The following is a 15,915-nucleotide window of genomic DNA, read 5'->3' on the forward strand; positions in this document are numbered from 1 at the left end:
TGCCCGCTGACGCGTGCGCCTGAGAGATTCGGTCGGACACGGCGCGTAGAGACAGCGCGCCGGCACCTTTCCCCTTGGGCGGGTGGGTGCTCCCACCACTTTCCAGAGTTGTCGAAGCCCACACGGTCCGTGTGCCTGAGAGATTGACGGGGAGGTATTGCTCCTTCGGCGTCCGAGACTGGATGCCTCGGAACTCTCCCGCGCAGGCGCGACGGAGAGTAGTCTAGCCGGTCTTGCGGCTCGCGCGATTCTTGCGGCGTGAGGCCAACTCGTCCTCGGGGCTCGGCTGGCTTTCGCCGCCGTCTGCTCGTTCGGCCGGGAAGTCGGCGATTGTGCCGGTGAGTTCGCGCATCGCGCCGTTCACAGCGATCCCGAACACGCCTTGACCACCTTGGAGCAGGTCGACGACTTCCTCTGCCGAGGTGCACTCGTACACGGTGGTGCCGTCGGAGAACAACGTGATGTTGGCGAGGTCACCTACGCCACGCTGGCGAAGGTGATCGACGGCGACGCGAATGTTCTGGAGCGAGATGCCGGTATCGAGGAGCCGCTTGACGATCTTGAGGACCAGCATGTCCTTGAACGAGTACAGCCGCTGGCTTCCCGAGCCCGCTGCGCCTCGGATCGACGGGACGACGAGCCCGGTACGGGCCCAGTAGTCGAGCTGACGGTAGGTGATACCGGCGATCTGGCACGCGCTGGGGACGCGGTAGCCCACGAGTTCGTCGGGCACGGAGTCGTCGGGGAACAATCCGGGTTGGATGTCCTGAGGCGATTCGATCCGGGCGCTCGACGCCTGGTCGGGGGCGTCGACCCGAGCATCGGCACCGACAGGCGTGTCCTCGGTCCGGCCTGCGGCATCGGACTTTCGACTGCCGTGATGCTGCTGCGGCTGATCTCCCACTGACTGCTCCCTCTCGGATGTCTCACTGCGTTCGGATCGAGTCAGTACTGCGATCCGTCCGGGACCTGAGAAATGTCCCGGTGTACTCGCGTGAAGTCATACCGTGTACCAGGTCAGACTACGCCTCGTCGGTTATCGGCGAGGCGTGAACTGCACCGGATTCGACCAGCGCCGGCGATGAACTTCACTGGCACGAACGTTATGGGGGCGAGGGGGCAGATTCAACGCAACGCGCCGTAAACCTGAACCTAAAGTTGAGGTTGAGACTCTTCTGTTACCCGTCGGTGGCCTTGAAGTCGTCCGGCGACACCGATTCGAGGAATTCCTTGAACTTCTCGACCTCGTCCTCGCGCTCGTCGGGCATGATCAAACCGGCCTCGGCGAGCACCGGCTCCTCGGCGAAGATCGGCACCCCGGCCCGCAGCGCGATGGCAACAGAATCCGACGGCCGGGCCGAGACCCTGATGTCCTTGTCGAACACGAGGTCTGCGTAGAAGGTGCCCTCCTGCAGATCCACGATTCGCACCTCTTTGAGCTCGTGCCCCAGTGCCGAAATCAGGTTCTTGACGAGATCGTGGGTCAGCGGTCGAGCGGGTTGCACACCCTGCTGCTCCAAAGCGATTGCGGCAGCCTCGGTTTGACCGATCCAAATCGGGAGGTACCTGTCGCCGTCCGCCTCACGCAACAGCAGCACGGGCTGATTCTGTGGCTGTTCGACACGAATACCGACCACACGCATCTCACTCATCGTGTCCGCCTCTCACCTCGAGAAATTCGGGCTGCACCGAAAGCTGGGAGCGCCCGTCGCAACCGAGTCTATTGGAATTCGAAACGGCACGAGCGAGCGTCACCGGTCGAGTGCACCGCGCACCGCCGCTTTGACCAAGCAGGTGTGCAAAGTCAACGACAGTGCCGCCAACTCACGAATCATTTCTTCTGCGCGGTCTCGCGCGCCGGCGTCTCGACCCTTGGCGACCGGTCCGGCGATCTGCGCAACCAGACCGGCCTCGCGATCGGCCGCCAGCTTGAACGCACGCAGGTGCCGCACTTCGAGACCGAACTGCAACATTGCGTGTGCCGTTCGAGCAAGCGTCACGGCACCGTCGTCGTAGAAACCGGCCTGCCCAGGAGTGATCAGTCCGGCCCGTAGCAACTCGGTGAGAAACGCGTCGTCGATGCCGGCCTGCGAGAGAAGATCGGCTTTGCCGATACGAACTTCACGGTCCGGCAAGAACTCCTCGGGCGAGACCTCGCCCGCCGCAACCGTGAGCGACCGGGGCCGCCTGACGGACGCGTCGGCCCGCTCCACGGTGGCGACACCGTGGTCGATGGCTTCGAGTTGCTCTTTGATCACCTTGAGCGGCAGGTACTGATCACGCTGGGCGGTGAGCACGAATCGCAGGCGCTCACAGTCGGCGATCGAGAATCGCCGGTATCCCGACGGTGTGCGTTCCGGTGAAATCAGGCCCTCTGCTTCGAGAAACCGGATCTTCGAAATGGTGACATCAGGAAAGTCGGGCCGAAGTCGATCGAGGACGGAGCCAATCGACATCCCCCCGTTGGACTGCTGCCCGACGGCGGTCACTGGCTTCCTGCACCCGCAGACGTGTCGCCGACCTGAGATTCGTTACCGCCGCGTGGTCCGGTCAGGAACACCAAACGAAACTTGCCGATCTGCACTTCGTCACCGTTGGCCAGAACTGCGGAGTCGACCGGCTCGCGGTTGACGTACGTCCCGTTGAGGCTGCCGACGTCGACTACCTGGAAGTCGTCCTCGTCCTGCCGGAACTCGGCGTGCCGACGGCTGACGGTGACGTCGTCGAGGAAGATGTCGCTGTCGGGGTGTCGACCGGCCGAGGTGGTCGGCTGATCGAGGAGGAACCGCGAACCGGCGTTGGGTCCGCGCTTGACGACGAGCAGAGCAGCACCGACAGGCAACCCTTCGACGCCCGATACCGGAGCTTCGGTGCTCTGGGCGGCCGCAGAGTTGTCCAGCTCCTGGAGGAAATCTGCACGGAAGACCGAGGTGGTCTCTGCCGGTGACTCCCCGTAGTTGCTGTCGTTGTCGTTCTGGCTCACCGTTACTCCTTCTCAGTCCGTTCACCCGGGGCAGAGAACGCCGCGGGTAACGCAGTACATGGTCTTCACATCAGGTGGTGCTTGGCGTTCGGTGTTGCGTGGCGTCGTACAGCTTGCTGGACCGTCGCCCCGACAGGATATTCGCTCGGTGTCGACCGTACCCTGCGCAGCGGGGACCGTGTGGCCTGTTGGCCGGTGTCGACAACCGGCCGATCACTCGGCCGTGATCAGAGCATATCCGGCGGCATCGAGCATCTGCGCCACTGCCGCGTCCAACTCCTCCGGTGTCGAAACCTCGAGATCGATCAGCCAGCCTCCCGTGTACGGCCCCGAGTTCACCTTGTCCGGTTCGCCGTCCAGATCCTGGTTCACGGCAACCACTTTCGCGGTCAGAGGGCTGAACACGTCGGACACGCTCTTGGTCGATTCGACCTCCCCGAGAGACTCGCCGGCCGTGACGGTGTCGCCGACGGAGGGAAGCTGAACGAACACCACGTCTCCCAGCTGCGCCTGCGCGAAGTCGGTGATACCGATTCGCACCGTTGCAGGCCCCGTGCGCTGCACCCACTCGTGCTCGGGTGTGTAGTACAGATCAGCTGGTGCGTCGATGTCGCTCAAGGCGGCATTCCCTTCGATCGTGGCCCGGGGCGATCGGGCGGTCAGTTACCGGGCTGAGCGTATTGACGCGGGCGCGGATCCCGCAAGGCGGACACCGTGACCTGGCCCGACTGCGCGATACTCGACGTCGCACCGTTGCGAGCCACCGTGTCGACCACCCCACCGGGAATGTTCAACGCCGACGCCAGCGTCGGCGCGTCTCCGATGGCCGTGAAGGTGTACGGGGCTCTCAGTTCTCGACCGTCGACCACCACCCGACCCGCGGGACCGGCGATCCACGAATCGACGCCGATGCGGACCGCGCTGCCGCCGCCCTCGATCTGAAGCGCTTCGGCACCTGCGGCGCGCAACTCCTGCATCGCGTCGAGCAACACTTCCGATCCCACGCCCGAGTTCGGGTCCTCGATCAGCAGCGTCACGCCCGGACCCTGTGCCGCGACGGTGCCGACTTGAACAGACAACGCGGACAATCGTTCCTGCGCTTGCGCCACCGCCGCCTCCGATCCCGAACCGGACTGACGCAGCGCAGTCAGGGTGGCCTGCAACGCACTGATCTCGTCGCGGATGGACGCCTCTCGCCGGGTCAGGGTGTCCAGCACGACCAGTAGGTCCTCGGGCCGGGAGTTCTCCAGACTGTCGGTGGTGTCGGTCTCGCGTACCTGCGTGGCTATACCGATTCCCAGAACGCACAGCAGCGCAAGTGCGAGTACGCCGAAAACCGTTCCGCGCCTTCGCCTCTGCGCACCCGAGCGCCAAGCGCGCCAACCGTGTCGTCCGCTGCCTGCCGTCATCGTCTAGGCACCGAACAGACGGCGGCGCAGAGCGGCGGCATTGCCGAAGATACGAATTCCGAGAACGACGACAATTGCGGTGGACAGCTGTGTTCCCACCCCGAGCTGGTCGCCGAGCCACACGATCAGGGCCGCGACGAGGACGTTGAAGACGAACGAGACGACGAACACCTTGGCATCGAAAATGCCGTCCAGAAATGCCCGTACACCACCGAACACCGCGTCGATCGCCGCCACGACGGCGATCGGTAGATAGGGCGCGACCACGGCGGGAACCTGTGGGCCCGCGACCGTACCGATGACGACGCCGACGATCAGTGCGGTGAGAGCGGCGAAAGCATAGACCCCGTGGGTCGGGGTGATCGGTGCGTCCGACAGTGCGTGCACATCGGGCTCGGCGGGTACGTCATCGGGCAAATCGTGCTCCGTCATCGTGGCCCTGCTTCCTGTGCCTCGAACGACTCTCTCACAACAGCGGGACCGAGCTCGAGATCGGTGGCCGGGCGCACCGAGAACCCGACGTCGTACAACTGCGCCACGGTGCTCATCCGTAGGTACGCATCGCTGACGACGAACTGCACCTGGATTCGTTGCGGCGGTCCGATCGCGTCGATTTCGTAGGGTGAGCCGATGGGCCGATTGTCCAGCAGCAGGGCCCCGCCCGCCTGCCTGATGGTCACATTGGGGCCGACTCTGATCCCGTCCACCGATACCGCCTCCGCGCCGCTCGCCCACAGAGAATTGACGATCGCGGCGATGTCGCGATCGAGCACGGCAGCACCCGAACCCGTGCGCACCGACCGGTCCGAAGGACTGTCCGCGGCCACCGGTTCGGTGACGACAACCGACAGTCCAGGCCCGGAAACAGTGTCGATTCCCGCGGCGGATTCCACGGCGCTCAATCGCTCCGACAGAGCACTGCCCGAGGCATCGGACTGCAGCGCTCGGTCGCGTTCCGACGAGACCTGCTCGGCCAGTTCTTCTCGCGTTGCTTCCAGTTCAGCGCTGCGGTCCTGTGCGCCGCGGACGGCGGCCGACGCATCGGCACCGGCACGGTCGACATCGGCACCGGACGCCAGTTGCGAGAACGCGATTCCGAATATCAACCCTGCGGAGACGGCTCCGGTCAGCAACCAGAGCGCACCGGGTATGCGTTGCTTGCGAGTGTGTTGCGCCGTGCGTTCGGCCGCCGCGGCCGCATATCCGGGGTCGAGATGGTCGGTCAGCAACGACGTCAACAGCGACGGGACGGGATTCCTCTGCACTCGTGCGACCGGTCGATCCTCGGACTCCACCGTCAGGTGCCGGCCGCCGTCGGGGCGACTGCCTTCGCGACAGCGATCGCCTTACCGAGGTACAGCAGACCGGTCCAGGTGTACAGCGCTGTGCCCCAGATGAGCAGCGCGTAGCCGAGTGGGCCCGCACCATCGGCCAGCGAACTGCTCCCCGCCGAGACCAGCAGCACCGGCAACGCGATCATGACCACGAAGGTGGCGGCCTTGCCGAGGTAGATGACGTCCGGAGGCGGCAGAGATCTGCGGCGGTAGACGATCATGGTCACGCCGAGCACAGCGTCGCGGCCGATCAGTATCGCTGCGACCCACCAGGGAATGATGCCGCGCAGAACGAAGGCGACCAGAGTGCTGACGACGTAGAGCCGATCGACCAGCGGGTCGAGAACGGCACCGAGCTTCGACGCCTGACCGAGCATGCGCGCGAGTTTGCCGTCGAGCCAATCGGTTCCACCACTGACGAGCAGAATCACCAGGGCCCACCCGTCGGCCTCCAGACCGAGGATGAGGTACAGGAACAAGGGAACGCCTGCGAGCCTGATGGCACTGAGCAGATTGGGAACGGTCGCAATGCGATCCGATACTTCGAGCTCACTGTCGTCCGTCATCGGCGATCACCTCCGTCTCGTCCTGCTCCTCGCACCGGCCGTGCCGTCGGCCACTCTTCGGCCACGTTAGCGCCACGCGAACACGGGTTGCTCGAAGTCCGCGACTCGGGTGTGTCGACCGTGCAGTGCCACCTCGCGAAATTGGTGCACGATCGCGCCGGTCGGAGCGTGGATGGCACCGGTTCCGTAGGGCCAGCGGATAACGGGTCGGGGAGATTCGGGTATCGCTACGAACTCGGCGTCGACGTCGAGTTGGTCGACCGTCACTTCGAAGACCTCGGCAACCTCGTCCTCGCTGGGGTCGAGGGCAGACGCATAGTCGCCCACCCACACGACGAACGGAGTGATGACGTAGCCGGACCGGGTGACGTAGTCGTCGAGCCTGCCGAGTACGTCTGCCGCACGGGCTCGAATTCCCAACTCCTCGGCCAGTTCCCGCAGACATGCGTGCACCCTGCTTTCACCCGGGTCGACGCCGCCGCCCGGCAGTGCGTACTGGCCGGGATGCGCGCGTAACCGATTCGGTCGCCTCGTCAGCAGCATGCGCCGATCCCCCGGCTCCCCGCCGATCGCCACAGCGACCGCGGCAGCCCGAAGTCCTTCGGCTTCGGCAGTGCGAGGGATGAAGCGTTCGAGTTCGTGGGCGACGGAAGCCCGACCGAGACGGTCCTCGTTCGGTTCACCGGATGCGTCGACGCTCACAGCACCGACCTCGGAGCCTCGACAGCATCAGTGCGCGTCGGCAAGACGGGCGGCAGGGGGAAGCAGTTCGTTCGCCGCAGCCGGCCAGGCGAGCGGCTCGTCGGCCAGAGCGGACAATTGCTCCACTTGCGTTCGACACCAGGGTGATACATCGATGGTGCCGCCGCGCACCCCCGCGGAGAACTCGTCCCACGACACCCATCGAGTCTCGTCCACCTCGAGGGGATCGGGATCGAGTGTCGCGTTCTCGTCGACGAGCACGCGGTACACGGGACAGATCTCGTTCTCCACGATCCCGTTGTCCATCACCGCCCGGTACCGAAAGTGCGGGAGCACCAGCTCGGCCGAGGTGGCGTGCAGTCCCAGTTCTTCGCCGATGCGGCGTATCACCGCATCGGCGAGCGCCTCCCCGGGAGCCGGATGGCCACAGCACGTGTTGGTCAGCACCCCGGGCCACGTCGTTTTGCTCGATGCTCTACGAGTGAGAAGCACGGCACCGTCCGATCTGACGACGTAACTGGAAAAGGCCAGATGCAACGGGGTGTCCAACGTATGAACGGTCGCCTTGTCCTGTGTGCCGACCGCGCGGCCTTCGTCGTCCAGCAACACCACATGCTGCCCTCGAGATCGATCCATCGTTCCATCGTCCCACGGCCCGCACGGCGGTCTACTGTCGAACCATGGGACGTGACGACAAAGCCGACAAGAACACCTCGACGGACGACGCAGCCGAATCGGACGCGCCGAAGGGCGGAAGGCCAGGACCGGTCGACGGCGGGGGCGGCGGCGGGATGGCGACGCGAGAGAACGCGCCGGAGATCGCCGAAGACTCGGCCTGACATCGACGACGCGATCGCTGTTTGAGAAACAGAGTTTGCGTCAATACCACCGGTGTTCTCGCGATGCGCGGGCACACGAACCTCCACGACCGGAAGGATTTCGATGAGCATCAACGACGACGACATCACCACCACCACGGGCGGAGCCGCAGGCGAAGGACCCGCCGACGGCGGATCCAATCCTGACGGTCACGACGGCGGAGCAGACGGCCCCGCCGGAGCAGGCGAAGGACCCGCCGACGGCGGATCCAATCCTGACGGTCACGACGGCGGAGCGGACGGCCCCGCCGGAGCAGGCGAAGGCCCGGCCGACGGCGGATCGAACCCCGGTGGGCACGACGGCGGCGCAGACGGCACCGCTTGAGCACTGACTCGAGCGACGAGCGCGGATCGGATCACCGGTCCGCGCTTCGTCGTCTCACCGGCATCGACCTCGGCACGTTCGCAGACCGGTACTGGGGTGTCGCGCCCAAGCTCACCCGATCTGCCGATCTCACAGGGTCGTTCGACGATCTGATGACGCTCGACGCGGTGGACGAGTTGATTGCCGAACGCGGTGTCCGCACCCCGTTCGTGCGCATGGCCAAGGACGGCCGCCTGGTGGACAGAGCGCAGTTCACAGCATCCGGCGGATTCGGTGCCGAGGTGACCGACCAGGTGGATTCGGGTGCCGTGCTGGCCGAGTTCGCAGCTGGAAACACCCTTGTCCTACAAGGCCTACATCGCCTGTGGCCACCGCTGATTCATTTCGTCGGCGATCTCGTTCGTGAGATCGGCCATCCCGTTCAGGTGAACTCGTACATCACTCCGGCTGCCTCGCAGGGCTTTTCGCCGCACTACGACGTCCATGATGTGTTCGTGGTCCAGATCGCAGGTACCAAGAGGTGGACCGTTCACTCCCCCGTGCACGTTCATCCGCTGAACGATCAACCGTGGTCGGATCGACGTCCGGAGGTCGAAGAACAGGCTCTCGGCATGCCAGAACTCGACGTCGTCCTCGAACCCGGTGACGTGCTCTACCTTCCGCGTGGGTGGATTCACTCGGCACAGGCGCTAGGCGACACCACCGTTCACCTCACCGTCGGCGTTGCGGCGTTCAACGACTACGACATCGCACATCACACGCTGCGAGCGCTCGGTGACGTGGAACGATTGCGTGCACCGCTGCCCGCAGGATTCGACCCCACCGACCCCGATTCCGTGGTTCCCCACGTGCAGCGGGTTCTGGACGCCATGCGAACCGCACTCGACGAGATTGCCCGAGACCCCGACGCGATTCGACAGCTTGCCGACCGTGTCGCAGACCGCTACGACGAGCTCGTTCGTCCGGCACCGGTGCGCCCACTGAGCAGCATTGCCGCGATGGGAGCGCTACGAGGCCAGGACTCGATCCAGCTCCGGCCGGGAGTATTCGCACGCGTCGAGCGATCGGCCGAAGCCGTATCGGTGGTGCTACGCACCAAGACCGTGACGATGCCTCCCCAGTGCGACGATGCCCTCGAACTGCTGATCCGAGGTGAACCGTGCCGCCTGGATACGCTGCCCGGCCTCGACACCGACGACGCATTGGTCGTGGCGCGCAGACTCATCCGCGAAGGCATCGCCGTTCCGACACCCACCGCCCGGTGATCTTCGTCAGGTGATCGTGATCCCGCCGTCGACCGCGATGGTCTGACCCGTCACGTATCCCCCGGCTTCGGACGCGAGCCAGATCGCGGTTGCGGCCAGTTCCTCGGGATCGCCCGTGCGTCCGAGGATCATTCGCGGAGCCATCGAGTCGAGGTATCCCGGCTGATACGAATCGGTCATCTCGCTCTGGAAGAAGCCGGGTGCAATGGCGTTGACCCTGATGCCCTTACGCGCGCCCCACTGCTGAGCGAGATCGCGGGTGAGGCCGACGATGGCCGCCTTGCTGGCGCTGTAGGCCGCCTGCGGTAGGCCCGCTGTGGTGAGCCCGAGAACGCTGGAGATGTTCACGATCGAACTGCCGGGTGCCATCACCCGACCGCATGCCTGCGCTGCCCAGTACGACCCGTTCAAGTTGATGTCGATCACCGAGCGGAACTGCTCGGGTGTCTCCCGGGTTGCCGGGTACGCGGTGCCGACACCGGCATTGTTGATCAGAACGTCGACCTTGCCGAACTCCGCCACCGCGGCATCGACCATCGCGGTGCACTGATCGGGGTCGACCACATCGGTGGCCACCGTGATCGATCGTCCTCCGACGCTGTCGATCAACTTCGCCGTCTGCGCCAACTTGTCGACTCGCCGTGCGGCGAGCACCACGTCCGCTCCGGCCTCGGCGACTGCTTTGGCAAATGCCACGCCGAGTCCGGACGACGCGCCGGTGACGATGACGACGCGGCCGTCCAATCGGAATTTGTCCAAGATCGACATCGGTGTGAATCTCCTTGTGACTCGTACTCAGAACCAGGCGGGTGACATATCGAGGGTCGTGCGGTCCAGTCGCGCCAGCAGATCGAGCTGCACATCCACCTTCGGGAGCTCGTACACGAAGAAATACCGTGCTGCAGAACGCTTTCCATCGTAGAAGTCGCCGGCTTTCGCACCCACTGCCAGTAGCTGCTCCAGCCACATCCACGCGATCACCGTATGCCCCATGGCCTCGAGATAGGCCGTGGAGTTCGCCAGTGCCACAGCAGCATCGCCGGTACCCCACACTGCCGCGGTGATCTCGACGATTCTGCCGAAGCGCGCCTGCAATTCGCTGCCGAACCGTCCAGCGTCACCGCCTGTTGCGATCGCCCGTTCGACTGTCTCCCCGATGTGTTCGGCGAGCAGAGCCAATCCCGCGCCGCCCTGCATGATCACCTTGCGGCCGAGCAGATCCAACCCTTGAATGCCGTGCGTGCCTTCGTGAATGGCGTTCAGACGATTGTCACGGTAGTGCTGTTCGACGTCGTAATCGCGGGTGTATCCGTAGCCGCCGTGCACCTGGATGGCCAGACTGTTGGCTTCCAGGCACCACTGAGACGGCCAGCTCTTGGCGATGGGCGTCAGGACGTCGAGCAGCAGAGTGGATCGCGCTGCTTCTGCGTCGTCGGCTGCCGAGTCCTGATGGTCGACCAGGCGCGAGCAGTAGAGACCGAGGGCAAGTGCGCCTTCGACATAGGACTTCTGCGCCAACAGCATCCGGCGAACGTCTGCATGCTCGATCAACGCGACCGGAGGAGCGGCCGGATCCTTGGCACCGAGGGGCCTTCCCTGGGTACGCGTCTTCGCGTACTCCACCGACTTCAGGTAGCCGACGTAACCGAGCGCGATGGCCAGAAATCCGACGCCGATGCGAGCTTCGTTCATCATGTGGAACATGTACGACAATCCCTTGTTCTCCTCGGCTACGAGGAACCCGATTGCTCCGGGTTGCCCAGCGGGAGAATGGGTTCCGTCCCCGAACGCCAGCAGAGTGTTGGTGGTGCCGCGGTTGCCCATCTTGTGATTGAGACCGGTCAGCACGATGTCGTTGCGCGTCCCGATACCGCCGTCGCCGTTCGGGAGGAACTTGGGCACGATGAACAGGGAGATGCCCTTGACTCCCGGCGGTCCTCCCGGAGTCTTCGCGAGCACCAGGTGGACGATGTTCTCGGTGAGCTCGTGATCGCCACCGGAAATCCACATCTTGGTACCGGTGATGCGAAAGCTGCCATCGCCCTGCGGCACTGCTTTGGTCGTGATGTCGGCAAGTGACGACCCGGCCTGCGGTTCCGACAAGCACATGGTGCCGAACCAGCGCCCGTCGAGCATGGGCCGGACGTAATCGCGCACCTGATCCGGTGTGCCGTAGGTGGCGATCAAATTTGCATTGGCCATGGTGAGGAACGGGTACGAGGAGGTCCCTGCGTTCGCGGCTTGGAAGAACGCCATTGCCGCCCTGGACACGGTCGCGGGCAATTGCATGCCGCCGATCGACTCGTCGAACTGCCCGGCGAGCAGACCTGCCGACGCATATACGTCGAGCGCTTCCTTGACCTCGGGTATCAGCTCGACCGAACCGTCCGCATTCATGGTCGGCTCCTGGGCATCCGCCTTCTTGTTGTGCGGCGCGAAATGCTTGCGGGCGATGTCCGCACTGAGGTCGAGAACAGCGTCGAAGGTCTCCCGCGAATGTTCTGCGAAACGTGGTCGAGCAGTCAGTGCAGCTACGTCCAACCATTCGTACAGCAGAAAATCCAGGTCGCGTCGCGAGAGGACATCCGACATTCACTTCTCCGTTCGCGAGGGGAACACGTGCGCACACCGACCGACAGGCGCTGTGACGCACGTGACTGCAACCTCACCATACAAGTCAGGGTTCGCCGGCTACACCGAGCGTCGAGACAGCACTGTTCCCCCGCGGCCGTTCGGTCGGGCCGAGGTCGAAAACCTCAGCAGGACAAATATTTACGACAAATCGGACTATGAGCAGGGTCACGATTGAAAGTGCACTCGGCAGCATATACTTACCTTTGATAACGATATTTACAGGACCATCACGATCGCCCGGAACGATCGGCGCGCATCATCGGAGGGGAGTCGAGAATGACGCACACACTGGCCGTCGACAGCACACAGGATCGAGAGAACAGGCAGCGCAGCCGATTCGAGGAGCTGCACAAGACCGACCCCGAGTTTCGAGCCGCCGAGCCGGACCGTGCGGTGGCCGACGCCGCCCAGGAGCTCTCGCCCAACCTCGCCCGCGTGGTCGCCGAAATCATGACGCGCTACTCGGATCGGCCTGCCCTCGGTCGCCGGGCCCGCGAGGTCGTGACAACCGACGAGGGCGGCACACTTCGGCTACTCCCCCGGTTCGATACCGTCACCTACGGCCAGGCGTGGAACGACGCGGGTGCCCTGGCCGCGGCGCTGACGCACGACGACATCGGCGTCGAGCCGGGTGACTTTCTTGCTACTTTGGGATTCGCCAGCCCCGACTACGTCATCGCGGAACTGGCCACGATCCGACTCGGCGCGGTCGCCGTTCCACTGCAGGCCGGTGCCACCGCCGGGCAACTCGCTGCCATTGCCGACGAGGTGGAACCCGTCGTTCTCGCAGCCGATGTCGACAACCTGTCGGTCGCGGTCCAGGTTGCCACGCACTGCCGGTCCATTCGGCGAATCGTCGTCCTCGACTACGACGCTGCGATCGAGACACACGCACGCATCATGAAGTCCGCGCAGAACGATGCCGAACAGGCGGGAATCGTCATCCGACCGCTGACCGAGCTGGTTCGCGACGGCGGACGACTACCGGAGGTTCCGTCACCCGACGCCGAGGACCCCGATCGACTCGCAACACTGATCTACACCTCCGGCAGCACCGGAACTCCCAAGGGAGCCATGCACACCGAACGACTCGTCTGTGGAGCCTGGACCGGGGCCTGGCACCACACCGGAGCTTCCTCCGAATCCGTGGATCGGCCCGCCTTCCCCGTGATCACCCTCGATTACCTTCCGATGAGTCACTTGGCCGGCCGTGGCCTCGTCTTCTCGGCGCTGGCGGCAGGCGGGACGGTGCACTTCGCCGGAGCCAGCGACCTGTCCACGCTGTTCGAGGACTTCGCGCTCGCTCGCCCCACGATGGCGCTGTTGATCCCCCGCGTGTGCGAGATGATTCGACACAACGTCCTCGCCGAGATCGATCGAGAGGTCGAACGCTCCACTGCAGGAGACGAAGACCGTGTACGGCGAGATGTTCTGGAGCGCAACAGGAACGAACAATTCGGCGGACGTGTCCTTGCGGCGATGGTCGGCACCGCACCTATCGCTGCGGAGGTCAAGGATTTCGTCACGGAGCTGCTCGACATTCAGGTGCGCGACAACTACGGCTCCACCGAAGCCGGAATGGTGCTCCACGACGGCGTCGTCGCGCGCCCGCCGGTGATCGAGTACAAGCTCGACGACGTACCCGAGCTCGGCTACTTCTCCACCGATAAGCCCCACCCGCGCGGTGAGTTGCTGCTCAAGACGTCGTCCATCATTCCCGGGTACTACAAGCGCCCGGACGTCACGGCCGACGTCTTCGACTCCGAAGGCTTCTATCGCACCGGAGACGTAGTCGCCGAGATCGAGCCGGACCGACTCGCTTACCTCGACCGGCGCAAGAACGTGCTCAAACTGGCCCAGGGAGAGTTCGTGGCGCTGGCACGCCTCGAAGCATTGTTCGGTACCAGCGAGCTGGTCGATCAGATCTTTCTGTACGGCAACGGTCAACGCGCGTACCTACTGGCAATAGTCGTACCGGCGCACCCGGATACGACTGCGAGTTCGGTCATCGAATCGTTGCAGACGATCGCGCGCACCGAATCGCTGAACTCGTACGAAATCCCGCGCGAAATAGTGCTGGAACACCAACCGTTCACGCAGGACAACGGATTGCTGTCCGGTGCAGGCAAGCAACTGCGGCCCAAACTCGTCGAGCGCTACGGCGCCGAACTCGAGCGCCGCTACCAGGACCTCGAATCCGGCCAGAGCGAGCGCCTGCGTGAACTCCGCCGCAGCGGAGCCGACGCCCCCGTCCTGACCACTGTCGGCGATGCCGCACAGGCGCTGCTGGGATGTGCAGGTTCCGACATTCGTCCCGACGCCCACTTCAGCGACTTGGGCGGAGATTCGTTGTCGGCGTTGACGTTTTCGACGCTGCTGCGTGAGATCTACGACGTCGACGTTCCGGTGGGCGTGATCACCGGTCCCGCAATGGACCTGGCAGCGCTGGCCGAGTACATCGCCACTGCCCGTGACAGCGATTCCGGCACAGCCACGTTTGCGTCGGTGCACGGTCGCGGCGCCACCGTTGCCGACGCGTCCGAGCTGGGTCTGTCGAAGTTTCTCGACGACGCACTCCTCGATGGCGCTCACCGCATCCCGGGCCCCCGAGACCGAACCGACACGGTCCTGCTCACCGGTGCCAACGGATATCTCGGCCGCTTTCTCTGCCTGGAATGGCTGGAGCGCATGGCCGAGGTCGGCGGAAAAGTGGTCTGCCTGGTGCGCGGACGCTCCGATTCGGACGCGCGGGCCCGACTCGATGCAGCATTCGACAGCGGCGACGCCGAGCTGTCCGATCGGTACCGGGCATTGGCCGACGCCGCGCTCGAGGTGGTGGCAGGCGATCTCGGAACACCTCGGTTCGGGCTCGACGACGATGCCTTCGGAGCGCTGTCCGAGCGGGTCGATCGCATCGTCCACCCCGCCGCACTGGTCAACCATGCGCTGCCGTACGAGCACCTCTTCGGCCCCAACGTCGTCGGAACGGCCGAGGTGATCCGGCTCGCACTCACCCACCATGTCAAGCCGGTGACCTATCTGTCGACGGTTGCCGTCGCTGTGGGAGTCGAGAACTTCCGAGAGAACGGCGACATCCGTACCGACAGTCCGTCACGTGCTGTCGACGATTCGTACGCCAACGGCTACGGCAACTCGAAATGGGCCGGTGAAGTGCTGTTGCGCAACGCATTCGACGAGTTCGGCCTGCCCGTGTCGGTCTTCCGATCGGACATGATTCTCGCGCACAGCACGTGGACCGGTCAGCTGAACGTTCCGGACGTGTTCACGCGGCTGATCCTGTCGGTGGTCGCCACCGGCCTGGCTCCGCGGACGTTCTACGCCACCGATACCGGTGCACCGACCGATGAGAACGGGCGTCCCCTGGCTCACTACGACGGACTACCTGCAGATTTCAGTGCGCGTGCCATCACGTCGATCGCAGGTGCCGACACGTCGGGCTACCGAACCTTCGACATTCTCAACCCACACGACGACAACATCTCGCTGGACACGTTCGTCGATTGGATCCGCGATGCAGGTCGCGACATCGAGATCGTCGACGACTACGACGAATGGTTCGACCGGTTCAGCACCGCGGTCGAGGCGTTGCCGGAGAAGCAACGGTCCCATTCACTACTCCCGTTGATTCACTCGTACGCGCGACCGCAGCACCCGTCATCGGGGGCGATTCTGCCCGCGGACGAATTCGCAGCAGCCGTCGGCGAGATTCCGCACCTCGGGCGCGAACTGATCGAGAAGTACCTGTCCGATCTCGTGGCCCTCGGGCTGGTGAACGAGCGGTGAAGCTGTCGGCGATGC

General features: G+C 64.5%; 17 protein-coding genes and 1 riboswitch. Of the genes, 4 read left to right on the forward strand and 13 right to left on the reverse strand.

Annotated elements, in window-relative coordinates; translation table 11 throughout:
• Positions 1 to 113: 113 nt before the first annotated feature.
• Positions 114 to 211, reverse strand: a riboswitch (glycine riboswitch).
• A 12-nt stretch (positions 212 to 223) separates the two neighbouring features.
• The 11 genes from ACNEOT_RS15765 to idi form a co-directional block, all read right to left on the reverse strand.
• A complete protein-coding gene (locus ACNEOT_RS15765) occupies positions 224 to 781 on the reverse strand; it encodes a MerR family transcriptional regulator (RefSeq protein WP_094642346.1) in 558 nt (185 codons plus the stop codon).
• Between the two features lie 397 nt (positions 782 to 1,178).
• Entirely contained in the window at positions 1,179 to 1,652 is a 474-nt protein-coding gene (locus ACNEOT_RS15770; RefSeq protein WP_415974968.1) for a bifunctional nuclease family protein, read from the reverse strand.
• Between the two features lie 99 nt (positions 1,653 to 1,751).
• The gene (locus ACNEOT_RS15775) at positions 1,752 to 2,489 is read right to left on the reverse strand and encodes a MerR family transcriptional regulator (protein WP_415974969.1); all 738 of its coding nucleotides are present in this window, start codon (positions 2,487 to 2,489) and stop codon (positions 1,752 to 1,754) included.
• Positions 2,486 to 2,983, reverse strand: a complete 498-nt coding sequence (locus tag ACNEOT_RS15780; RefSeq protein ID WP_415974970.1) for an FHA domain-containing protein — start codon at positions 2,981 to 2,983, stop codon at positions 2,486 to 2,488. The genes ACNEOT_RS15775 and ACNEOT_RS15780 overlap by 4 nt, the downstream gene beginning before the upstream one ends.
• A 213-nt stretch (positions 2,984 to 3,196) precedes the next feature.
• Complete coding sequence (gene gcvH, locus ACNEOT_RS15785) at positions 3,197 to 3,601, reverse strand: glycine cleavage system protein GcvH (protein WP_415974971.1); 405 nt, start codon at positions 3,599 to 3,601, stop codon at positions 3,197 to 3,199.
• Positions 3,602 to 3,642: 41 nt separating this feature from the next.
• Positions 3,643 to 4,392, reverse strand: a complete 750-nt coding sequence (locus ACNEOT_RS15790) for a DUF881 domain-containing protein (RefSeq protein ID WP_415974972.1) — start codon at positions 4,390 to 4,392, stop codon at positions 3,643 to 3,645.
• 3 nt (positions 4,393 to 4,395) lie between these two features.
• On the reverse strand, positions 4,396 to 4,824 hold the full coding sequence (locus tag ACNEOT_RS15795) for a small basic family protein (RefSeq protein ID WP_415974973.1): 429 nt from the start codon (positions 4,822 to 4,824) through the stop codon (positions 4,396 to 4,398).
• Positions 4,821 to 5,657, reverse strand: coding sequence for a DUF881 domain-containing protein (locus tag ACNEOT_RS15800; RefSeq protein ID WP_415974974.1), 837 nt, complete (start codon positions 5,655 to 5,657; stop codon positions 4,821 to 4,823). Before ACNEOT_RS15800 ends, ACNEOT_RS15795 begins: the two co-directional genes overlap by 4 nt.
• A 32-nt stretch (positions 5,658 to 5,689) precedes the next feature.
• A complete protein-coding gene (locus ACNEOT_RS15805; protein WP_415974975.1) occupies positions 5,690 to 6,292 on the reverse strand; it encodes a CDP-alcohol phosphatidyltransferase family protein in 603 nt (200 codons plus the stop codon).
• Between the two features lie 66 nt (positions 6,293 to 6,358).
• The gene (locus ACNEOT_RS15810) at positions 6,359 to 6,994 is read right to left on the reverse strand and encodes an NUDIX hydrolase (protein ID WP_415974976.1); all 636 of its coding nucleotides are present in this window, start codon (positions 6,992 to 6,994) and stop codon (positions 6,359 to 6,361) included.
• Between the two features lie 27 nt (positions 6,995 to 7,021).
• Entirely contained in the window at positions 7,022 to 7,630 is a 609-nt protein-coding gene (gene idi / locus ACNEOT_RS15815; protein ID WP_415974977.1) for an isopentenyl-diphosphate Delta-isomerase, read from the reverse strand.
• Between the two features lie 44 nt (positions 7,631 to 7,674).
• Here idi and ACNEOT_RS15820 point away from each other — a divergent pair, with 44 nt between their 5' ends.
• The 3 genes from ACNEOT_RS15820 (at position 7,675) to ACNEOT_RS15830 (ending at position 9,462) form a co-directional block, all read left to right on the forward strand.
• Entirely contained in the window at positions 7,675 to 7,833 is a 159-nt protein-coding gene (locus ACNEOT_RS15820) for a hypothetical protein (protein ID WP_415974978.1), read from the forward strand.
• Between the two features lie 103 nt (positions 7,834 to 7,936).
• The gene (locus ACNEOT_RS15825) at positions 7,937 to 8,197 is read left to right on the forward strand and encodes a BatC protein (RefSeq protein WP_415974979.1); all 261 of its coding nucleotides are present in this window, start codon (positions 7,937 to 7,939) and stop codon (positions 8,195 to 8,197) included.
• On the forward strand, positions 8,194 to 9,462 hold the full coding sequence (locus ACNEOT_RS15830; protein ID WP_415974980.1) for a cupin domain-containing protein: 1,269 nt from the start codon (positions 8,194 to 8,196) through the stop codon (positions 9,460 to 9,462). The genes ACNEOT_RS15825 and ACNEOT_RS15830 overlap by 4 nt, the downstream gene beginning before the upstream one ends.
• Positions 9,463 to 9,468: 6 nt before the next feature.
• On the opposite strand, the gene ACNEOT_RS15835 is transcribed toward ACNEOT_RS15830, so the two are convergent.
• Together ACNEOT_RS15835 and ACNEOT_RS15840 are read right to left on the reverse strand one after the other, a co-directional pair.
• Positions 9,469 to 10,230 carry an SDR family NAD(P)-dependent oxidoreductase gene (locus ACNEOT_RS15835; RefSeq protein WP_415974981.1) on the reverse strand — a complete coding sequence of 254 codons (762 nt, stop codon included), beginning with the start codon at positions 10,228 to 10,230 and terminating at the stop codon, positions 9,469 to 9,471.
• Between the two features lie 27 nt (positions 10,231 to 10,257).
• Positions 10,258 to 12,054 (reverse strand): acyl-CoA dehydrogenase, encoded by a 1,797-nt coding sequence (locus tag ACNEOT_RS15840; RefSeq protein ID WP_415974982.1) that lies wholly within the window; start codon positions 12,052 to 12,054, stop codon positions 10,258 to 10,260.
• A 318-nt stretch (positions 12,055 to 12,372) separates the two neighbouring features.
• Between ACNEOT_RS15840 and car the strand changes: the two genes are divergently transcribed.
• Positions 12,373 to 15,900 (forward strand): carboxylic acid reductase, encoded by a 3,528-nt coding sequence (gene car / locus ACNEOT_RS15845; protein WP_415974985.1) that lies wholly within the window; start codon positions 12,373 to 12,375, stop codon positions 15,898 to 15,900.
• The last annotated feature ends 15 nt before the right edge of the window (positions 15,901 to 15,915 follow it).

The organism is Rhodococcus sp. 077-4, assembly GCF_047782425.1.
In the GTDB taxonomy this organism is placed as follows: domain Bacteria; phylum Actinomycetota; class Actinomycetes; order Mycobacteriales; family Mycobacteriaceae; genus Rhodococcoides.